Here is a 19,341-nt window from a genome sequence, read left to right as displayed (position 1 = left end):
CTCGACGTGGCCGAACTCCTCCGCGCCGATGCCGAACACCATGTCGCGGTACTTGCCTGGGACGTGCATGTTCCACCCCTGGAACATGTACTGCATCGCTACGCTGATCTCGCCGTACTGGCCGCCGAGCACCTCCTGGAGCTTGCGGGCGTACACAGCGTCCGGTTGCTCCGGAGTCGCCTTGAACTGAAGTTCCTGGCGATGAAAGAACATGTGTAACTCCCCATCATTGGGCGAAAAGCCTGCCGAACCTGGCTTCCCTGGTCAAGGTCACCCAAACCTGTGTCGCCCCACCGGGATTCGGCACGGTATCGGAATGGTCAGTCCGCGCCGGCCACCAGCGGGTCGGCGGCCCGCTGCGCTGCTCTGCCCACGGGCACGAGCACGAAACCGCTTCGTGGCCGGGCCGGGATCCGGCTCAGCGAGATCGTCGAGTCCTGGTCGGGAACCCGGTAGTCCAAGTGCGCCAACCGAGTGCTGAGTTCGGCGAGGATCGCCACGGTGAACGCCTCACCCGGGCAGCGGTGCCCCGTCTGTGGATCGCCCGCGCCTTGCGGGACGAGGTGCCACATGTCGATCTCGCGGCCGACGAACCGGTCCGGGTCGAACCGGTACGGGTCAGCCCACCAACGGCTGTCGTGGTTCTGCCCGTAGAGGTCCAACAGGACCAGCGCACCCTCGGGAATCTCGTGCCCCTGCCACGTCAGGTCACGGACGGCGCGACCACCGACGAACGGCGCGAACGGGTAGAACCGCCGCAACTCATGGGCGAACGCGACCGCGAACTCACCACCGGCCTGCAGCGGCCTGCGGAACTGCGGCCAGGTGTGCAACGCGTGTCCGGCGTAGGCGACGAACCAGCAGACCGCGACAGTCGGCCGGATGACGTTGAGCAGTTCCACTGCCGCGGTCCTGGGATCCAGCAGCTCGCCGTCGACATCCCGGTGCCGGGCGACCGTTTCCAACGCCGATCCCGGCGGCGCCTCGGCTTTGCCGTCCCGGACGTCCTGGATCACGGACCCGAGCCAGGCTTCACGGCGGTCGCGGGCCGACCTGGCGCGCCAGTGCCGTGGCCCGGCCGTGGCGAACCCGTCGACCATCGCGACCAGGTCCGCGGCCAGGTCGCCGACCTCGTGGGTTTCCACCGGAAGACCCGCCCAGCGGCGCACGCCCGCAGTGATCGCCCGGCTCGCCTCGTCGAAGAGCACCACCGAACGACCCGGCTGCCAGCCGACGACGACGTCCTCCCACGCCGCCGCGACACATTGAACAAGCGACGCGACCGAGTCCGGTGTCACCAGGGACAGGAAGATGCTCTTGCGACGCCGATGGGCCTCACGGTCGAGCGTGTGCACCGCGCCGTGCCCGAACAAGGTACTCAGGACCGGGCTTGGGATCGCCGCGTGCCGCTCGACGTGCTTCTCGTCGTAGAAGAACCGCGCCGCGTCCGGCCCGCACAGGCCCACCGCGCGTTGGCCCATCACCCGCGTCCGCACTACGTCGACGCCCGTGCTCCTGCGGAGGTTCGGCATCCAGCCGTACCCCTCGAGCAAGACATGCAGCGATTGATCCCCAGGGAGCTCCGGTAGTCGCATACGAGCTCTATGCCCGATGCGTGCGGAGCCAAACGTGCGTCAGGCGTTGGCCCGCCGGGCCCACCGCAGCACGACTGTGGTCCCGCGCTCGTCGTGGTGCAGGTCGAAGACGTCGGCCAGTCTGTCCATCATCACCAGACCCATGCCACCGCCGCGGGAATGACCGAGTGGCACCGACCAGGTGCCGTTGTCGGACACCACCACGTGCACCGCACGCGCCAGCCGGTCCCTCGCCGCGAACAAGGTCACGTTTCCCCCGCCATCAGGAAAGGCGTGTTCCATCGCGTTCGAGAGCGCCTCGTCGGCCGCCATGACGACGTCCTCGCGATCATGTTCGAGCAAGCCGACCGCGTGTGCCCACTCCAGCACACGGGAACGCAACAACACCAACCGGCCGGGCAACACCCCGGCTTGGTCGTACAGATACGGCTTGCTGAAGTCGGCGTCGGTCACCACGTCACAAGCCAGGTCAGGCAGTGCTCGCGACCAGCCGAGCACCGCCGCTGGGACCGACCCGTTCTGCTCACGCACTGACATCCTCAAGCACCTGCCACCCTGTTTGTCCATCCTGGAATGTGGTTCGCGGGGCATTGCTGCCAAGCTACCGCCGCGAGTCGTTCCCGTATGTCGGACGTTCCGCCTCGGACATAGTCAAATGCCGCATCGCGTCGGCGAGCGTGTCGCGGACCGTCAACTGCTTGTCGACGCCTGCTATGCGCAGCAAGCGCAGTACGTCCGGTGAGGCCACGATCGGCAAGCGCCGTCGCGGACCTGCTGCGGTAGCGACCAACAGCGCCCGGATCCCGGCCGCGGCGAAGAACGTGACTCGCGACAGGTCCACCACTACCGGCGGCGAACCGGGCCGCAAGGCGGTATCCAGGGCCTGCTCCAGCAGCGGAGTGGTCAGCAGATCCACTTCTCCGGCGGCGGCGACCACGACGATGTCGGCCTGGTCGGACGTGGTACGGACGGTCAGCACCTCGTGGGGGTCGGCTGGTCGACGCTCTGATGCGGCTCTCGGCGGCTTCATCGGTGGCGCCTCCTTCCCGAACGCGCGTGAGAAGCCAACGCCGCCGGGCGCCCTCACTACGGCGTTGACCTCGACGTTCCGCAGCATCGGCTGCACCGTACGGTAATGCGATACCCATCCTGTCACCAGACAAACCGGTGGACCATTCGAGATTTTCGCCGCCAGGTTCCGCGACCGCGCCCACGCAGCTGTGTCCCTGGCGGACCAATGGCTGCCTCGACGAGCCGCTGAGCGGTTCCAGGTTTCGGCGTTCGGCTGCCGAGCATTACTCGGCGAAAATCGATAACCATTGACCAGCGACATCACCGACTGGGGATGCGTGAGGCATGGCGCGCCCATTTCGGGCGGAGCCTGACGGCCGTGCGCACCGCTTCTTCCGGGACGACGCGCTGCCTACACTGAACTAGCCCACACTGAACTACCCCGCACTGGCTGCCCACGCTGCGGCGGAATCGCGCGACACGAATTGGGCGCGCGTCAGCCAGGTGGGAGACCGCGGTTGGCGGCCTGGGCATCAAGGGCGGAAGTCTGGTCGGCACTGGGTTGTCAACGCGAATCGGTACGTTAGCAGAAGTCGTCGTCGCGAATTCAGCCCCTCCCGGACTTGGCGTGACCGCGCTCGGGAGAAGTGTGATCGCCGCCCTCCGGTATGAGCGCGCCATTGGTGATCACACGATGGTGTTATGCGGCCTTTCGGGGCTGAGTGTTTGTTGTACTGTCCTCCGTGTGCAAGACACGGTGCCTTTTGAGGCCTGTTTCTTCCCGATGGACCACCAATCAAATGCTGGGCTCACGTCCGAAAGGAATCGGCATCGTGTCGTTCATCAAGAGGACCTGAACGCGCAGAGCCTCGTCGGCCTGGTCGGCGCGGCGGGCACCGCGCTGAAGAAGAAGTCTCCACCGTCCACATGCGACCATGAGGCGCAGGTGATGTCGTATGCCTCATGGTCACCGTGATCGACCGCCACCAGGAGAGGCCGATCACACTCCTTGAACGCTCACCGCGGGGACGCACCCGGCGGAATCCAGGGTGCCGCCGGGGCGCGTCACGGTGTGGTGGCAAGGAATCCTGTGTAGCCGGGCATCTCACCAGATGCCCGGCTGCACGGTCCCCGTACCGCCCAAGGGGCGATACCAGACTGTCGCGATAGGACTCCAAGAGGAAGTGATGCCACCATGGTTCGGAAAGTCGTCGTCTATCTGGTGGACGACCTTGACGGCACGATGTCCGACGACATCACCACGGTGCGGTTCGGGCTCGACGCCGCCAGCTACGAGATCGACCTCACCGACGACAACGCCGCCAGGCTGCGTAACCGCCTCGGCGAGTTCATCGGCCGCGCCCGCCGGACTGGTCGTCCCGGCAAGCGCGGTGCCGCGCCCACAGCACCAGCCAACCGCGAACAGACCAAAGCGATCCGCGACTGGGCGCGCCAGAACGGCTACACCGTATCCGAGCGCGGGCGTGTCGCCGCCACCGTGATGGCGGCGTTCGAAGCGGCGCACACCACCACGAACTGAGGGTGGATCGGAGCACCGGAGGGCAGACCCGCTGAACTCGTCGCGTCTGGTCCAGCCGGACGTGGCTTGGGCAAGGCCGTGCGCCGCGTTTCCAAACCGGTTTCTCCCATTCGCTTCACTCCGTCGCGTACGAGCAGGCCGGTGGCAAAGCAGGACTCCGCTGGCGGACGGCGCTGAAACCGCGAGTGGGATGGCCGGCTCGTCGGCGACAGCTCGCCGACGAGCCGACCACGCGTGGCGGCTTCGGGCATCCGGCGGGCGTGAACCCGGCTGACGGCGCACTTCACGTCACCCTCGTGTTCACGACTGCTCGGAGTCGGGGACCCGGCACCACACCCTGGTCATCGGCGGGGCCTGTGACTTCGCCCCGTGTGGATCGTCACCTCTGTTGTCCGCACGGCGCGGATACCCGGTCAGATCCGCGTCCATCCGGGTTTTTCATCCCTGATCGAGTGAATCTGCCCGGCGTGACCCCACCGTGGATAAAATGGACACTCGACGGCTCGTCAAGCGAGAGGACGACAGCAGTCGTACAGCCATGAACAGCGACGCGCCCATCCTGAGCTGGACGATCGAACCCGGCGACGACTCCACGATCGTGCACGTCAACGGCGACGTCGACATGCTGACCGAACACGAGTTCGGCGCCGCTGTGCGCGCGGCTCTGGATACCCCGGCCCCGATCGTCATCCTCGACCTCGGCGAGGTCACCTTCCTCGGATCCATCGGCATCCACACAGTGGTGATGGCCCACGACGAGGCTTGCCGGACCGAGCGGACGCTCCGGGTCGTCGAGGGGGCAGCCGCCGTGCGTCGAGTCATGGACGTCACCGGCCTCAACCAAGTGCTGTCGCTCCACCCGACAGTGGATCACGCCCAGTCGGCTTGACTTCCCCAGTCCGTTTGAACTTGGTGCCCGCTCAAACCGCTCCGAACGGCTGTGGTGTCGTACGCGCGGCTGGTCCGAATGGTGGGGACCATGCGTTCTCCGGTTGGAATGGTGCACGGTTGGGTAGTCGGTGGCGGGCGATCGCCGGACCGCGGCTCGGCGATGGTCAAGGCTCCCTGGTTTCAACCCAAGTGGCCAGGGAGCCGTCTCTGACCACCGGGGCGGGCTCAGGGGTTCGTGGGCTTGTGTTGGGCGCTGCCGGCTTTGGTGTTCGCGTCGGTGACCAGCCAGGCGGCGACGTCGCGGAGTTTCATGTTGGCGTGTTGGGAGGCTTCGACCAGCATGGCGAACGCCGCTTTGTCGTCGACACGGTCGCGGTGCATCAGGATGCCCTTGGCTGTGGCGATCACGTCCCGCGTGGCCAGCGCTGATTCCAGGTACTGCTGTTGCTGGGAACCCGCGAGGGCGATCGCGGCGTACGCGGCGAACAGTTCGCCGAGGGTTTCGGCGTCGGCGTCGAAGGCGTCACGCAGCGGGGAGTAGAGGTTGAGCGCGCCGAGGGTGGTTGCGGTGGTGAACAGCCGGAACGACAGCATCGAGACCACGCCCGCGTCGAGAGCGGCGCGGGTGAACCGCGGCCAGCGGGTCTCGGCGGCCAGATCGCCGGTGCGGAAGGTGTGGTGGTCGCGGATGGCGTCCACGCACGGTCCCTCGCGGGTCTCGTACTGCATCTGGTCCAATCGGGTGACCAGGTCGTCGGAGGGGGCGACCGACCGGTACACGCTGGTCTTCTCGACCAGGGTGATCCCGGCGTGCTGGACGCCGGGGATGGTGGCCGCGGCCGCGACCACGATGCCGGTCAGGGTGCGTTCCGGATCGGGCTCGGCTTCCAGCGATCGCGCGAAGCGACTCAGGGCGTCGGCTGCTCCGCCAAGGCCCACCGCGGAATCGGTCGCGCAGTCGGCTGCGTCATCGGGTCGTGGACGTCTCATCGGGTATCAGTGTCCTGAGATGATCTCGGTCTCACCAGCCCGGCGGCCGGCGATCGAACCGTGGGTCGACAGGGCAATAACGACGGTGGTGCGGGGCATGATCACGTCCTTAGGGTGAGGCGCTCGATGCGGCGGTGTGGCGGGTGATCAGGGTGACGGTCTCGGGTAGGGATCGGGTGTGCGGCGTGGGCCAGCCGGGACCGGTGAGTACGAGCCGTGTGTCCGGCGTGGTGAGCGTGGAAACGATGTCGGGATCGGACGGGCGGTGCGCCCACAGCACCAGCACGGCGGGCGGCGGGGTGGTGCGGGCCATGGCGTCGACAAGCGCACTGTTCGGAAGGGACGCTCCGAGCAGGCGTGCGGGAACGCGTTCAGCGGCAAGCGCGGCGCGCACGGCTTCCAACGGCAGTGTGTGGTGTTCGCCCTCGACGCACGCCAACAGCACGAGAGGGCCTCGAACGGGTGGCATGGGGACGCGGCGCAGGGCAGTGGTGATGGTGTCGGACAGCACGTGGACGAGGTCGACGCAGCGGTCGATGTCGTCGGCCTCGGGCCCGCCGAGGAAGTTCAGAGCTGGGCAGCACAAGGTGTGCCACGCGTGCCCGACGCCGTGTGCGGCGATGTCGGCTGCCAGCAGCGCGCCCGCGGTGTCGGTGTCCAATCGCGACACCGCGGCCAGCAGGTCCTCCACCCCGGCGCCGGGCATGGGCCGGAAGGCGGCGTGCGCCGCGGACTGAGCGGAGACTCCTTGGTCGATCAGGTGTTTCATCCGCAGCAGCGCGGTGACGTCGGCGCCGGTGTAGCGGCGGTGGCGTCCGGCAGGCGTGTCGCCGATGGGAATCCGGTAGCGGCGGTGCCAGCCGCGCAGCGTGGAGGCGGGCACATCCAGCATGCGGGCGACGGCCCCCGCCGACCAGGTCAGTTCTTGACCGGCCGGAGCCGGTGACGAGGTGCGGTCCATGTCAGTGCGCAACCAGGTCGTTCACGGTGGGTCGTGCAGCCGATTCAGGGCGCCAAGGCTGACGCCGCGCACAACACCGCCCAACCGGCGGCGACACCGACGACTTTGGCTCGTGCGCCGCGGTCCGGCAGCCCCAACCCGAACATGACCGCGTCCGCGAGGTCCGAGGCGACTCGGGCGGCCAGCGCCACGTGCAGCGCCCGGCCCGCCGGGACGACCATCATCGCCGCCCCGATCGCCGTGTCCCGGGCCCCGATCGCGCCGATCAACGTCCGGATCCGCGGGTCGACGCCGCCGTCGGGACGCGCCATGCCGCACGGTTTGGCCAGCAACGCGGGACGGGCGATGATCGCGGCGCTGTAAGCCACGGTCGCCGCGCCGAGAACACGACTCATCACAGGCATGTGGGCTCCTCGATCGCGCATGGCATGACGTGCGCCCCTTGTGTACCCGGTCGAAACGACGACAAAACGATTCACCTGACCACCGCACTGAGACGGTCGTGACAGGTTCGAAATGGTGCGAACCGGGAACCTCTGACATCGACCGACAGAGCTTCCGAGGAGGTACGGTGACCGCTGTAGCCAGGGAAGTGCCGACCGCCGCCGCAGACGTGTTCGCCGTGTTGTCCGACGGCTGGTCCTACGCGGGCTGGGTGGTGGGCAACTCCCACATCCGGGACGTGGACCGGAACTGGCCGGACGTCGGAACGAGCATCCACCACAGCATCGGTGCCTGGCCGGTGCAGATCCACGACGTCACCCAGGTGCGCGCGGTCCAGCCCGATCGCTACCTCGAACTGGACGCTCGGTTGTGGTGGCTGGGAGCGGCGGTGATCAGCTTCCGGATCACTCCGCTGGGCGAGCGGGCGTGTCGACTGGAGATGAGCGAGGTGCTGACCAGGGGTCCGGCGGCCGTGCTGCCGACGGCGGCACAGGCCGCTCTGCTCCGGCCGCGCAACCGCGAATCACTGGCTCGGCTCGCCGATCTCGCCGTCGGCCGAGCGCGATCCGCAACCGGCGGCACACTCGCATGATCGCACCAGTGGAGACGGTCGACGCCGTGGTGATCGGCGCGGGCCCGAACGGCCTGGTGGCCGCCAACCTGCTCGCGGACGCGGGTTGGGAGGTACTGGTCCTGGAGGCGGGCGAGGAACCCGGCGGCGCGGTGCGCACGGCTGAGCACGTCGCCACGGGCTTCCACAGTGACCTGTTCAGCTCCTTCTACCCGCTGGGCGCGGCCTCACCGATCCTGCGCGGCCTCGAACTCGACCGTTACGGGCTGGACTGGTCGCATGCCCCAGAAGTGCTGGCACACGTGTTGCCGGACGACCGCTGCGTGGTGCTGTCCCGGGATCTGGATCGCACCGCGGCCTCTGTGGCGTCGTTCGCTCATGCGGACGGCGACGCGTGGCGGGCCGAGGTGCGTGACTGGCGCCGAATCCGCGGCGAGTTGCTGGACGCGCTGTTCACGCCGTTCCCGCCGGTGCGCGCGGCGGCCCGACTGGCGCGCACTCTGGGCGCGGCCGAGTCGCTGAGGCTGGCCAGGATGGTCACGATGCCTGCCACCGGCTACGCGGCGGAACAGTTCGCGGGGGACGGCGCACGGCTGCTCCTCGCAGGCAACGCACTGCATTCCGATCTCGGTCCCGGTGAAGCGGGCAGCGCGGTGTTCGGGTGGCTGCTCAGCATGCTCGGTCAGGACGAGGGATTTCCCGTACCTCGCGGTGGCGCGGGCGCACTGACCGCGGCCCTGGTCCAGCGACTCACCGAGCGCGGCGGTCGTGTCTACTGTGGACAACCGGTCACCAGGGTGCTGGTCGCCGGTGGGCGGGCGATGGGAGTCGCCGTCCAGGACGGCGACCTCGTCCGGGCCAGGCGGGCGGTGCTGGCCACCGTCCCGGCACCGTCGCTGTACCGGGACCTGGTCGGTGAGCGGCATCTGCCGGCCAGGTTCGTCGCGGCGCTACGGGGTTTCCGCTGGGATGACGCGACGATCAAGGTCGACTGGGCGCTGTCGCGGCCGATTCCGTGGCGGAACCCGGACGCCTCCGGCGCCGGGACCGTGCATCTGGGCGGTGACCTGACCGGGCTCGCCGAGTCCGGCGCGGCGCTGGCCATGGACCGGCTGCCGGACAACCCGTTCCTGTTGCTGGGCCAGATGTCCACCGCGGACCCGACACGATCGCCTGCGGGAACCGAGTCCGCCTGGGCGTACACCCACGTGCCGCACGGCCGTGGCCGGAGCCGTGACGACCTGCTCCGGATCGCCGATCAAGTGCAGCGCGTCGTGGAGAAGCACGCCCCCGGCTTCGCCGACACGATCATCGGCAGACATGTGGGCGGCCCACTCGAGCTGGAGCGCCAGAACCCGAACCTGGTCGACGGAGCCGTCAACGGCGGCACCTCGGCCATCCACCAGCAACTCGTGTTCCGCCCAGTGCCGGGACTCGGCCGCGCCGACACCCCGATCGACCGGCTCTACCTCGCCGGAGCCTCAGCACACCCCGGCGGAGCCGTACACGGCGGCCCGGGAGCCAACGCCGCCAAAGCGGCCCTCGCCCGCTGCGGGCCGACCGGCGCGGGCTACGCCGCGATCATCCGCGCCCTGCACCGGACGCTGTACTCACCACGCTGACCAGCCCAGTCGCCCGGCGTGGTGACCTCACACCCGTTGAGATCGCCATGAATGTCCACTATGTACTTCCTGGCGAACCGGCTGGGCTCTGCGACGTGGTGATCTCATCAGTAGATCGTTTGCCGAGGGGAGTGCAGAACCATGACGGACACATCAGGTAGCGCACGCGACGCCAATGATCCGCGCCTCCAAGGCGGCGCATGGCGTGAGGCGCTGGAGGATCGCACCGTGCGGGCTGTCGGCGCGTTGACCGAAGCACTGGAAACGGTGGAAGTCGCGCGAGGGCACCTGTACGCGTTCCACCAACTGACCGGCTCCGCCGATTTCAAGCTGGAGAAGGCGATCGAGCTGCTTGAGCAGGCCGGTCACCAGGCGCTGGCCGACGAGTTGTCGCAGCAGTTGCTCGGCCGGAACGTGTTGCCTGGCCGATGGAGTTTCCAGGTCATCGAGGACTACGAGGAGACCTACTACGGCCCGTTCCGCCGCTTCGAACGGCAGAGCCGCGAGCTGACTGACGGTCTACCGCACGTGTACGAAGCCGACCTCAAGCGCGCACGCCGTTCGGTGGGCTTGCCGGGGCATGAAGCCACGCCCGACGAACCAGGCAACCGGTAACGCGACTGTTCACCCTGCCCGCGATGTGCACGATCTCAGCTTTGAACTGCGCGTGACCCCGCGCACTGAGTCGGACGGTAATGCACTGAATCCCGCGGATGTTGCGGACATGTTCAGTTGCCTGCGGCCCGGGCTGGGCTGCCGCCGATCCGGCTGCATGACTTGCGCCATGGTGTCGCGACTTCGGCGTTGGCGGCTGGGGTGGACATAAAGGTGTGCAGGAGACGCTCCGGCACCTGTCGGCCACGGTGACGAGTGACACGTACACGACTGTGCTGATCGAGGTCGCGCGTGATGCCGCTGAGAAGGCGGCGATGACCATCTCTCGAACCAGGCCGGGACCGCTGGGCTTGCTTCGGGCCAGCGGGCGCTCACCATGGACGGTGACCGCAGTGTTGCCGAACACCAAAAAGCGCAGGTCAACATGGATGTTGACCTGCGCTCTGGGGGTGCGCCGCCAGGGACTCGAACCCCGAACCCGCTGGTTAAGAGCCAGCTGCTCTGCCAGTTGAGCTAGCGGCGCTCGCAAGGTCTCCCCTGCGAACGAGGAAAACCTTAGCATGGGGTCCGCTGATGCTCGAAATCGGACCCCCGGTTGATCGACTCCCGCAGCTAGAGGGCACAATCGGTACGTTCGGGCCCTTGCTGGGGTGGGGAGGAGGGTTCCGGGCATCGAAAATCGGGCGGGCTGACTTATGTGGGTGGGGTCTTGATGCGACGATCGATTGTGGCGCTGGCCACAGCGATGGCCGTGCTGTCGGTCGCGAGTTGCTCCTCGGGGGAACCGTCCGCGCAGCAGCAACCAGGGGGCACGCCGGCGTCCGGCGGCCAGACGCAGGGCGGTTCGCCCGCGCCGCAACCGAAGCCGGTCGCGCTCGCGATCACACCGGCGGACAAGGCGGCGAACGTCGCGCCGGGAGACCCGATCACGGTCACGGCGGCGGACGGGAAGCTCAACACGGTCACGGTGACCAATCAGGACGGCAAGGCCGTCACCGGTGCGCTGACACCGGACGGTCTGAAGTGGGAGTCGGCCGAGCCGCTCGGCTACAGCAAGTCCTACACCGTCAACGCGGCGGGAACGGGAACCGACGGCAAACCGTCGAGCATCACGTCCTCCTTCACCACGGTGAAGCCGGGCAAGCAGATCACCGTTTCGCTGAACCCGACCGACGGCCAGACCGTGGGCGTCGGCCAGCCGATCGCGTTCTACTTCTCCGGCAACGTGCCGGACAAGGCAGCGGCGGAGAAGGCGCTGAAGATCACGGCGGAGCCCGCGACCGAAGGCGCCTTCCACTGGTTCCGCGACAACGAGGTGCACTGGCGGCCGAAGGAGTACTGGAAGCCGGGGACGAAGGTCACGATCAACGCGGCGGTCTACGGCAAGGCGCTCGGCCCCGGCCTGTTCGGCAAGGAGGACCGGAAGTCCGCGGTGACGATCGGCAACAAGGTCGTGGCGGTCGCCGACGGGGCGACGAAGCAGATGACGGTGAGCGTGAACGACCAGGTGGTCAAGACGGTCCCGATCTCGCTGGGCAAGCCCCGCCACGAGACGCCGAACGGCACCTACACGGTGATGACCGAGCAGCAGAACTACACCATGGACTCGGGCACCTACGGCGTCCCGGCCGACTCACCCGGCGGCTACCGCACCAAGGTCGCCGTGGCCAGCCGCCTGTCGAACAGCGGAATCTTCTACCACTCGGCGCCCTGGTCGGTCCGCCAGCAGGGCAGCAGCAACGTCAGCCACGGCTGCATCAACATGTCCACGGAGAACGCCCGCTGGATGCAGGAAATCGGCAACAAGGGCGACCTGTTCGTGGTCCAGAACTCCGGCGGCAAGGAGCTCCAGCCCTGGGACGGCTTGAGCGACTGGCAGATCCCGTGGGAGGAGTACCAGAAGGGCGGAAAGAAGTAGCCCTTCAGCTTTCGCCCCGGGTTTCGGCTCGGGGCTTTTTCTTTGGGGTCGTCTTTTGGCATGCACTGTTTGGGTGCTGCCTGACCGAGGCTCGGGGTTCTGCGGGGGTGAGAAGATGGTCCCTCGCCGGGAGCAGACCTCGGGGCAGGAGGTCTTCGCGTCGTGTTCTTCCCGGCGCATGTTTTTATGACCCGGGGTTTCAGGGCGCGGGCGTCTCCTGCCCGTCGACCTGCCCCAGGGAACCACGGTCTATCAAGAGGATCGGTACCGCTATCGCCGGGGCTCTTTGTGCAGGCCGACCTCTTGACAGCCCGTGGTTGGCTTCGCCCAGGCCGACGGGCAGGAGACACCCCCGAAGCACCACTCTGCGCTTGCGCGCGAGCTGTTGCGGGTTGCTCTGCGCTGGCGCGTGGCCGTCCTCTGCACTTGCGCGCGAGCTGTTGCGATGGTCTGCGGTTGCGCGAGAGCTGGCTGAGGAGCGCCTCCGGCGCTCCAAGCGGCGAAGCCGCACGCTGGTCGAAGTGTGGCGTGCCCAGCGCTGGGTCGAGAGGAGCTCGCACCGTGGGGGGCTTGGGGGGCTCGGCCCCCCAAAATAAAGCCCGAAGCGCCCCAGGGAAGGTTGCGAAGCAACCGACCACGGGACGCCCCAACGAGGGTGAGTGACGGGACTTGAACCCGCGACTTCCTGGACCACAACCAGGTGCTCTACCAACTGAGCTACACCCACCATGTCACCTTGCTGGTGCTTGGTGTGACGTTAGCTTAGCGCGGGGTTCTTGGCAGCTGAAATTCGGGTCAGGTGTCGGGGTTGAGCACTCGTTCCGCCGCTGCGCGGGCTTCCTCGCTCGTGGGGCCTGGCTGGGGGACGAAGGCTGTGCTGCGGTAGTACGCGAGCTCTTTGATCGATTCCTTGATGTCCGCGAGCGCTCGGTGGGCGAGGCCTTTGCCCGGCTGTGCGTAGTAGATCCTCGGGTACCAGCGCCTGCACAGCTCCTTGATCGACGAGACGTCCACCATCCGGTAGTGCAGGTGCCCGTCCAGGGCTTTCATGTCCCTGGCGATGAAGCCTCGGTCGGTCGCTATCGAGTTGCCCGCCAGTGGTGCGCTGCGGGCTTCCGGGACGTGGGCTTTCACGTAGTCGAGGACCATCTTCTCCGCGTCGGCCAGCGTCACCGTCGAGCGGCGCACTTCTTCGGTGAGCCCCGATTTGGCGTGCATCTCCCTGACCACGTCGGGCATGTTCGCCAGGTGGTCGTCTCCTGTGTGGATCACCACGTCCACTCCTTCGCCGAGGATGTTCAGCTCGGCGTCGGTCACCAACGCGGCGATCTCGATCAGTGCGTCGTTCTGCAGATCGAGCCCGGTCATCTCGCAGTCGATCCACACCAGATGGTCACTCACCTGCTCAACCCTATCCTCCGGGGTCGGCTCTGGGCCTTCGAGCTGCGACGTGCGTGTCCCGGATTTAAGTTCTCCCCGTGGAGAAGACGCAGGAGATCGCCGCGGGCTACGTGACCGAGGGCCAGGCGGTCGAGTTGGGCACGGTTGTCGTGGATGGCCAGGTGGATGCGTCCGCTGTCGTCAAGCTGCCGTTGGCGACGTTGAACCGGCATGGTCTCGTCGCCGGTGCCACCGGTACCGGCAAGACGAAGACCTTGCAGCTCATCGCCGAGCAGTGCGCGGGTGCGGGTGTTCCTGTCCTTCTCGCCGACATCAAGGGTGACCTGTCCGGACTCGCCCGTGCGGGTGAGGCCGACGACAAGGTCACCAAGCGCGCTCAGGAGACCGGGGACGACTGGACGCCGACGGCTTACAAGGTGCAGTCGTTGTCCCTGGGGACCGGTGGCCCCGGTGTGCCGATCCGGGCGACGATCACGAGTTTCGGGCCGATCCTGTTGTCGAAGGTGCTGGGGCTCAACGACACGCAGGAGTCGACACTCGGCCTGATCTTCCACTGGGCCGACAAGCGTGGCCTGGCGTTGTTGGACTCGAAGGACCTGCGTGCGGTCATCTCGCACCTGACCAGTGACGAGGGCAAAGCCGACCTCAAGGAGCTCGGCGGCGTCTCGCCGAGCACGGCGGGTGTGATCCTGCGCTCGTTGTCCAACCTGGAGGCCCAGGGCGGGGACGACTTCTTCGGCGAGCCGGAGCTGCAGGTGGCCGACCTGCTGCGGGAGGGGGTCGTCTCGCTGCTGGAGGTTGGCGAGCTGCAGAACAAGCCCGCGCTGTTCTCCACGTTCCTCATGTGGTTGCTCGCCGAGCTCTTCCAGGAGCTCCCCGAGGCCGGTGACCTGGAGAAACCCAAGCTGGTGTTCGTGCTCGACGAGGCGCACCTGCTGTTCGGCGGGGCTTCGAAGGCCTTCCTCGAGCAGATCGAGCAGACCGTGAAGCTGATCCGCTCCAAGGGCGTCGGGGTGTTCTTCTGCACCCAGCTGCCCACCGACATCCCGAACGCCGTGCTGTCGCAGCTCGGCGCCCGCATCCAGCACGCTCTGCGCGCCTTCACGCCGGACGACCAGCAGGCGCTGTCGCAGACGGTGAAGACCTACCCGACGACCAAGCACTACGAACTGGACAAAGCGCTCACGTCCCTCGGCACGGGGGAGGCGATCGTCACAGTTCTCAGTGAGCGCGGTGCGCCGACACCGGTCGCGTGGACGAGGCTGCGTGCGCCGCGGTCGTTGATGGGCACCATCGGTGTCGACGCGATCCGCGAGGCCGCGAGCTCGAGCGACCTGCACGCCAAGTACGTGGAGACGATCGACCGCGAGTCCGCGTACGAGATCCTCACGGCCAAGGTCGCCGCTCCGCCGCCGGAGGCCGAGCAGCAGGCGCCGCCTCCCGAGCAGCAGACGCAGGAGCCGGGAGCGTGGGAGAAGGTCCTGTCGAGCGCGCCGGTGAAGTCGTTCCTGCGGTCGGCGGCCACCGTGATCGGCCGGGAGATCACCCGTGGTCTTTTCGGTACGGCGAAACGGCGTCGTCAGTAGTGTTGTTTTGTGCCGATCGAGCTGACGCTGCTGTCCACGGTGGCGTACCGGGGCCGGGAGGTGACCGCGCCGCGGTTACGGGCTCTGCTCGCGTTGCTGGCAGCCGACCTGCGCCGAGGCGCGGGTGTCGACGCGCTCGTCGACGGGATCTGGCCGGACGGGCAGCCTGAGTACCCCGTCAAGGCGCTGCACATCCTGGTGTCCCGGCTGCGGGGCCTGCTCGGCCCGGATTTCGTGGCGAGCACACCGACGGGGTACCGGATCGCTCTCGCCGCCGACGAGGTCGACGCCGAGGCGATCCGGAGTGCCGCGGCTGAGGGGGCCCGGGCACTGGCCGAAGCGCGGTACGACCAGGCGTTGGCCGAGGTCGAAGCCGGGCTCGGCCTGTGGGACGGTGACGGGAGCGATGGCACGGATCCGTTGTCGTTGCTGCGCTTGGATCGCGTCATGGCCCATCGCTCGCTTGTCCGGACCCGTGCGCTCGCCTTGGCGAGGCTGGGGCGCCACGCCGAGGCGGCTGACCCGCTGGAGCGACTGTCCCGGGAGCACCCGCGAGACGAGGAACTGCTCGCCGAACTGCTCCGGGGGCAGGCCGCGTTGGCCGGGCCCGCCCGTGCGCTGACCACGTACGAGCAGTATCGGCGCGAACTGCGTGACGAGCTCGGCGCGGATCCCGGTGCCGCGCTGCGGGCCGTGCACCAGTGGCTGCTGCGGGGCGAGGCGGTCAGGCGCAATGTGGTGCACGAGCCGAACCCGTTGCTCGGCCGGGACGAGGACATCGCGGCGGTCATGGCGTTGGTGAAGTTGTCGCGGATCACGTCGGTCGTCGGCCCCGGCGGGATGGGCAAGACCAGGCTCGCGCACGCGGTGGCCAGGGCGGTGGAACGCGATGTGTACTTCGTTTCGCTCGCCGGTGTCACGGCGGACGAGGACGTCCGCAACGAGGTCGACGCGGTTCTCGGCGACCAGCGCCTGAACGCGCTGCTGGTGCTGGACAACTGCGAGCACGTCATCGACACGGCGGCGGCGCTCGCGCGTTCGCTGATCTCGGCGGGCAGCGACATCCGGATCCTGACCACCAGCCGTGCGCCGCTCGGCCTGTCGTCGGAATCGGTGTACCAGCTCGGCGAACTGCCGCTGCCCACGGCCACCGAGCTGTTCCGCCAGCGCGCCACGGCCGCCCGTCCCGGTGTCGAGCTGCCTGCCGACGTCGTCGAGGAGCTGTGCGTCCACCTGGACGGGCTGCCGTTGGCGATCGAACTCGCGGCGGCGAAAACACGGGTCATGTCCGTCCGGGAGATCGCCGACCGGCTCGACGACCGCTTCACGTTGCTGCGCAGCGCATCGAGGGACACACCGGACAGGCACCGGACCCTGCGCGCCGTGGTGGACTGGAGCTGGAACCTGCTCGACGACGCGGGACGGCACGCGATGCGGGCGCTGTCGGTGTTCCCCGGCGGATTCACGTACGCCGCAGCCGAACACGTCGGTGTCGACGCGCACCTCGAGCACCTGGTCGACCAGTCCCTGCTCAAGGTGCTCGACGCGCCGACCGGGGTGCGGTTCCACATGCTCGAAACGGTCCGCGAGTTCGCCGCGTGCGACGGTGTTCGCGAGCAGGATGTCGACGGTTTCCTTGCCTGGGCCCGGGATTTCGGCCTCGCCCACCACGGCGAGGTGTTCGGCACCGACCCGGTGGCGCCCGCGTTCCGGGTCGACGCCGAGCAGGACAACCTGATCAGGGCACTGCGGTACGGGATCGAGCGCGGCCATGGTCCGACGGTCGCGGCCACGGCGGCGGCGCTGACCGGCATGTGGCTGCTGAAGTCCAACTACAGCAGGACATCCGCGCACGCCGACGAGATCGCCAGGGTGCTCGTGCGGTACCGGCCGGAACCGGAGTACCTTGAGGCGGCCCGGATGGCGGTGACCATGTGCGCGACCACCACGATGATGATCCAGGGGCCGCGCGCGTTGCGCAGCCTGGTCGCTCTCAACCGGCTGCCGCCCGCGCCGCCGGACACGTTGCCCCGGGCGTTGAGTGCCGTACTGACCACACCGGACAGCCCGGAACCGCTGGTGCGCGCCGGCGCGAACTTCGTCGCCAGCTACGTCAAGGAAAGCGACCTCGACCCGCACACCGCGCTGGACCTGGCCCGGCGGGCCCAGGAACTGGTCGCCGACGCGGTGCCGTGGGCCCAGCTGGCTTCGCGGATCCGGGTCGGTGAACTCTGCCTGCAGGTCGGGGAAACCGATGAAGCGCGGCGGCATTTCCTTGCGGCTCTCGACATCTTCCCGGACGATGTGGCCGCTGTGCGGCTGTCGATGATTCTGTGCGAGCTGCACGCCGGAGACGTCGACAGCGCACGGCAGTGGCTGAGGTCGATCGACGGCCTCGACGACAGCTGTGACGACGGCCCTGACTACGGGGGAACCGAGCGCTCGTTCGTGATCGGTGTCCGTGCCGAGATCCTGCTGGCCCGCGGCGAGGTCGGGAAGGGGCTGGCGCTGTGGCGGCGTGCCCTCACCCGGATCGATCCCCGGGAGGGCACCGAATACCGGGTGGCGTCGTCCGGGGTGGATCCGTTGCTGAGCCAGATCCAGGCCGCGGTGGTGGTCGCGCACAGCCAGCACGGCCGCGTCGATCTGGTCGCGGACCTGGCCAAGCGCTTGCCGGACCGGGCGGCGTGGCTGTTGAGGCACCCGACGGTCCGTCCTTCGCCGTTCCTGCGTGAATCCTCGGTCACCGGCGCGTTGCTGCTGGCCGTCGCGATGACCGAGATCGACCGCGCACCGGCACGGGCCGCGCGGATGATCGCCGTGGCGGAGCGGTTGCGGTTCGTTCGCGAGTTCCAGCCGACCATGTCGCCCGCGAAGGCCCGCGCGGCTGCCGAGCGGGCCGACAAGGTGGCGTACGCCGAAGCGACGGCGGAGTACGCCACCCTGAGCCTCGACGCGCTACGAGTTGTCGCGCTGCGACTGCTTGACCGGTAGCTTGCGGGCGCCGCCCATCTCGATCGACGGGTGGAACACCGGCGGGTCGGCGGGGTCCGTGCGCAGGTCGCCGAGCCTGTCCAGCAGGACGTTGACCGCCACGCGCCCTTCCAGCCGGGCGAGCGGCGCACCGAGGCAGAAGTGCGCACCGCGCCCGAAACCCAGGTGCGGGTTGGGATCCCTGGTCAGGTCGAAGGTGTCCGGGTTCGGGAACTGGCGCGGGTCGCGGTTGACCGCGCCGACCGCGACGACGACCATCTGGTCGGCCGGGACCGGACGGCCGCCGATCTCGGTGTCCACAGTGGTGCCGCGGACCACCGCGGGAACCGGGCTGATCAGCCGCAGCGACTCCTCGATGGCCGCCGGGACGAGCGACCGGTCGGCGCGCACGGCCGCCGCGGCGTCCCGGTACCGGTCGAGGCACATGATCGTGCTGCCGAGCAGCAGAGTCGTGGTCACGTGCCCGGCGACGAGCAGCAGGATCCCGAAACTGATCACCTCGTCGTCGGACAGGTCGGACGCGACCATCATGGACAGCAGGTCCTCGCGCGGCTGCTTCCTGCGCTCGGCCACGTGCTCGGCGAGGTAGCCGATCATCGGCTCGAAGTCCTTGATCGCGGCCTGCGACGCCGCCATCGCGTCCTGACCCGGCTCGGTGTCGTAGAAGATGGTCTTGCTCTCGAACAGCCGGTCCGCCCAGTAGACGAACAGGTCGCGGTCGCTGATCGGCACCCCGAGCATCTCGGCGATCACGCTCACGGGCAGCGGGTACGCCACTTCCTCGACGAAGTCGAACGCGGGCTTGTCGACCAGCCCGTCGACGATGTCGTTGACCAGTTCGGCGATCCGCGGCTCCATGTCGGCGACGATCTTCGGCGTGAACACCTTGCTGACCAGCTTGCGCCGGTCGCGGTGCGCGACTCCGTCCATGGTCAGCAGGTTGTCGCTCATCAACAGCTTGGTGGTCTTGTCGTCGGGGTCGCCGTAGGTCGGGAAGAACCGCGAGACGTCGGAGTTGAAGGTCTGCGGGTCGGAGAGGACCTGGTGGGCCTCGGCGTACCCGGTCACGTTCCACCCGCCGAGCCGCTCGTCGAACTCGACGGGTTCGTCCGGTCGTTGGCCGTGCATCCAGTAGTGCGCGGGGTTGGCGTTCCATGGCGTGACGGTCGGTGAGGTCATGCGGCGAGCGTGCCCGCGCAGCG

General features: G+C 68.2%; 18 protein-coding genes and 2 tRNA genes. 9 read left to right on the top strand and 11 right to left on the bottom strand.

Annotated features, from left to right (window positions below; genetic code table 11):
• The 4 genes from ALI144C_RS05965 to ALI144C_RS05950 form a co-directional block, all read right to left on the bottom strand.
• The coding region (locus tag ALI144C_RS05965) for a manganese catalase family protein (protein ID WP_193441154.1) at window positions 1-213 on the bottom strand (213 nt) is incomplete at its 3' end.
• A 107-nt stretch (window positions 214-320) separates the two neighbouring features.
• Window positions 321-1,532 carry a cytochrome P450 gene (locus ALI144C_RS05960; RefSeq protein ID WP_237774007.1) on the bottom strand — a complete coding sequence of 404 codons (1,212 nt, stop codon included), beginning with the start codon at window positions 1,530-1,532 and terminating at the stop codon, window positions 321-323.
• Window positions 1,533-1,634: 102 nt separating this feature from the next.
• Window positions 1,635-2,132 (bottom strand): ATP-binding protein, encoded by a 498-nt coding sequence (locus tag ALI144C_RS05955; RefSeq protein ID WP_168211177.1) that lies wholly within the window; start codon window positions 2,130-2,132, stop codon window positions 1,635-1,637.
• A gap of 64 nt (window positions 2,133-2,196) precedes the next feature.
• Window positions 2,197-2,712: an STAS domain-containing protein gene (locus ALI144C_RS05950; protein ID WP_143230435.1), complete on the bottom strand. Its 516-nt coding sequence runs from the start codon at window positions 2,710-2,712 to the stop codon at window positions 2,197-2,199.
• 639 nt (window positions 2,713-3,351) lie between these two features.
• Here ALI144C_RS05950 and ALI144C_RS54110 point away from each other — a divergent pair.
• From ALI144C_RS54110 to ALI144C_RS05940, 3 genes are all read left to right on the top strand, one after another.
• Window positions 3,352-3,582 (top strand): hypothetical protein, encoded by a 231-nt coding sequence (locus tag ALI144C_RS54110; RefSeq protein ID WP_143230434.1) that lies wholly within the window; start codon window positions 3,352-3,354, stop codon window positions 3,580-3,582.
• 219 nt (window positions 3,583-3,801) lie between these two features.
• A complete protein-coding gene (locus ALI144C_RS05945; protein ID WP_076985980.1) occupies window positions 3,802-4,146 on the top strand; it encodes a histone-like nucleoid-structuring protein Lsr2 in 345 nt (114 codons plus the stop codon).
• A 487-nt stretch (window positions 4,147-4,633) separates the two neighbouring features.
• Window positions 4,634-5,035, top strand: coding sequence for an STAS domain-containing protein (locus tag ALI144C_RS05940; protein ID WP_083752757.1), 402 nt, complete (start codon window positions 4,634-4,636; stop codon window positions 5,033-5,035).
• Between the two features lie 227 nt (window positions 5,036-5,262).
• Here ALI144C_RS05940 and ALI144C_RS05935 read toward each other — a convergent pair whose 3' ends face one another.
• From ALI144C_RS05935 to ALI144C_RS05925, 3 genes are all read right to left on the bottom strand, one after another.
• Window positions 5,263-6,027 (bottom strand): GAF and ANTAR domain-containing protein, encoded by a 765-nt coding sequence (locus ALI144C_RS05935; protein WP_083752756.1) that lies wholly within the window; start codon window positions 6,025-6,027, stop codon window positions 5,263-5,265.
• 109 nt (window positions 6,028-6,136) lie between these two features.
• On the bottom strand, window positions 6,137-6,988 hold the full coding sequence (locus ALI144C_RS05930; protein WP_076985978.1) for a MerR family transcriptional regulator: 852 nt from the start codon (window positions 6,986-6,988) through the stop codon (window positions 6,137-6,139).
• A 44-nt stretch (window positions 6,989-7,032) separates the two neighbouring features.
• Window positions 7,033-7,392 carry a hypothetical protein gene (locus ALI144C_RS05925; RefSeq protein WP_076985977.1) on the bottom strand — a complete coding sequence of 120 codons (360 nt, stop codon included), beginning with the start codon at window positions 7,390-7,392 and terminating at the stop codon, window positions 7,033-7,035.
• Window positions 7,393-7,559: 167 nt separating this feature from the next.
• Between ALI144C_RS05925 and ALI144C_RS05920 the strand changes: the two genes are divergently transcribed.
• The 3 genes from ALI144C_RS05920 (at window position 7,560) to ALI144C_RS05910 (ending at window position 10,240) form a co-directional block, all read left to right on the top strand.
• The gene (locus ALI144C_RS05920) at window positions 7,560-8,024 is read left to right on the top strand and encodes an SRPBCC family protein (RefSeq protein ID WP_076985976.1); all 465 of its coding nucleotides are present in this window, start codon (window positions 7,560-7,562) and stop codon (window positions 8,022-8,024) included.
• Window positions 8,021-9,625, top strand: a complete 1,605-nt coding sequence (locus ALI144C_RS05915) for a phytoene desaturase family protein (protein ID WP_076985975.1) — start codon at window positions 8,021-8,023, stop codon at window positions 9,623-9,625. Before ALI144C_RS05920 ends, ALI144C_RS05915 begins: the two co-directional genes overlap by 4 nt.
• Window positions 9,626-9,766: 141 nt before the next feature.
• On the top strand, window positions 9,767-10,240 hold the full coding sequence (locus ALI144C_RS05910) for a hypothetical protein (RefSeq protein ID WP_237774006.1): 474 nt from the start codon (window positions 9,767-9,769) through the stop codon (window positions 10,238-10,240).
• 450 nt (window positions 10,241-10,690) lie between these two features.
• Here the strand turns inward: ALI144C_RS05910 and ALI144C_RS05900 are convergent.
• Window positions 10,691-10,763, bottom strand: a tRNA-Lys gene (locus ALI144C_RS05900).
• 189 nt (window positions 10,764-10,952) lie between these two features.
• On the opposite strand from ALI144C_RS05900, the gene ALI144C_RS05895 reads away from it, so the two are divergent.
• Window positions 10,953-12,158 (top strand): L,D-transpeptidase, encoded by a 1,206-nt coding sequence (locus tag ALI144C_RS05895; RefSeq protein ID WP_083752761.1) that lies wholly within the window; start codon window positions 10,953-10,955, stop codon window positions 12,156-12,158.
• 654 nt (window positions 12,159-12,812) lie between these two features.
• On the opposite strand, the gene ALI144C_RS05890 is transcribed toward ALI144C_RS05895, so the two are convergent.
• Both ALI144C_RS05890 and orn read right to left on the bottom strand, forming a co-directional pair.
• Window positions 12,813-12,885: transfer RNA gene (locus tag ALI144C_RS05890), tRNA-His, on the bottom strand.
• A 68-nt stretch (window positions 12,886-12,953) separates the two neighbouring features.
• Window positions 12,954-13,559, bottom strand: coding sequence for an oligoribonuclease (gene orn, locus ALI144C_RS05885; RefSeq protein WP_076985974.1), 606 nt, complete (start codon window positions 13,557-13,559; stop codon window positions 12,954-12,956).
• A 77-nt stretch (window positions 13,560-13,636) separates the two neighbouring features.
• Between orn and ALI144C_RS05880 the strand changes: the two genes are divergently transcribed.
• The gene (locus ALI144C_RS05880) at window positions 13,637-15,145 is read left to right on the top strand and encodes a helicase HerA-like domain-containing protein (protein WP_076985973.1); all 1,509 of its coding nucleotides are present in this window, start codon (window positions 13,637-13,639) and stop codon (window positions 15,143-15,145) included.
• A gap of 9 nt (window positions 15,146-15,154) precedes the next feature.
• The gene (locus tag ALI144C_RS05875; RefSeq protein WP_076985972.1) at window positions 15,155-18,139 is read left to right on the top strand and encodes an AfsR/SARP family transcriptional regulator; all 2,985 of its coding nucleotides are present in this window, start codon (window positions 15,155-15,157) and stop codon (window positions 18,137-18,139) included.
• On the opposite strand, the gene ALI144C_RS05870 is transcribed toward ALI144C_RS05875, so the two are convergent.
• Window positions 18,104-19,318 (bottom strand): cytochrome P450, encoded by a 1,215-nt coding sequence (locus tag ALI144C_RS05870; RefSeq protein ID WP_076985971.1) that lies wholly within the window; start codon window positions 19,316-19,318, stop codon window positions 18,104-18,106. The two genes, ALI144C_RS05875 and ALI144C_RS05870, sit on opposite strands and share 36 nt — an antisense overlap.
• Between the last annotated feature and the right edge of the window lie 23 nt (window positions 19,319-19,341).

The organism is Actinosynnema sp. ALI-1.44 (assembly GCF_001984155.1).
Lineage (GTDB): Bacteria > Actinomycetota > Actinomycetes > Mycobacteriales > Pseudonocardiaceae > Kibdelosporangium.
The sequence above is the reverse complement of the archived record's forward strand: the minus strand, read 5'-3'. Positions and strand labels throughout refer to the sequence as shown.

What these genes read in the sequence shown, in the direction of transcription:
- ALI144C_RS05935 (WP_083752756.1), bottom strand. Translation starts at nt 6,027, where the DNA reads ATGAGACGTCCACGACCCGATGACGCAGCCGACTGCGCGACCGATTCC.
- ALI144C_RS05955 (WP_168211177.1), bottom strand. Translation starts at nt 2,132, where the DNA reads ATGTCAGTGCGTGAGCAGAACGGGTCGGTCCCAGCGGCGGTGCTCGGC.
- ALI144C_RS05915 (WP_076985975.1), top strand. Translation starts at nt 8,021, where the DNA reads ATGATCGCACCAGTGGAGACGGTCGACGCCGTGGTGATCGGCGCGGGC.
- ALI144C_RS05945 (WP_076985980.1), top strand. Translation starts at nt 3,802, where the DNA reads ATGGTTCGGAAAGTCGTCGTCTATCTGGTGGACGACCTTGACGGCACG.
- ALI144C_RS05925 (WP_076985977.1), bottom strand. Translation starts at nt 7,392, where the DNA reads ATGCCTGTGATGAGTCGTGTTCTCGGCGCGGCGACCGTGGCTTACAGC.
- ALI144C_RS05960 (WP_237774007.1), bottom strand. Translation starts at nt 1,532, where the DNA reads ATGCCGAACCTCCGCAGGAGCACGGGCGTCGACGTAGTGCGGACGCGG.
- ALI144C_RS05870 (WP_076985971.1), bottom strand. Translation starts at nt 19,318, where the DNA reads ATGACCTCACCGACCGTCACGCCATGGAACGCCAACCCCGCGCACTAC.
- ALI144C_RS05910 (WP_237774006.1), top strand. Translation starts at nt 9,767, where the DNA reads ATGACGGACACATCAGGTAGCGCACGCGACGCCAATGATCCGCGCCTC.
- ALI144C_RS05950 (WP_143230435.1), bottom strand. Translation starts at nt 2,712, where the DNA reads ATGCTGCGGAACGTCGAGGTCAACGCCGTAGTGAGGGCGCCCGGCGGC.
- ALI144C_RS05895 (WP_083752761.1), top strand. Translation starts at nt 10,953, where the DNA reads ATGCGACGATCGATTGTGGCGCTGGCCACAGCGATGGCCGTGCTGTCG.
- ALI144C_RS05930 (WP_076985978.1), bottom strand. Translation starts at nt 6,988, where the DNA reads ATGGACCGCACCTCGTCACCGGCTCCGGCCGGTCAAGAACTGACCTGG.
- ALI144C_RS05940 (WP_083752757.1), top strand. Translation starts at nt 4,634, where the DNA reads ATGGACACTCGACGGCTCGTCAAGCGAGAGGACGACAGCAGTCGTACA.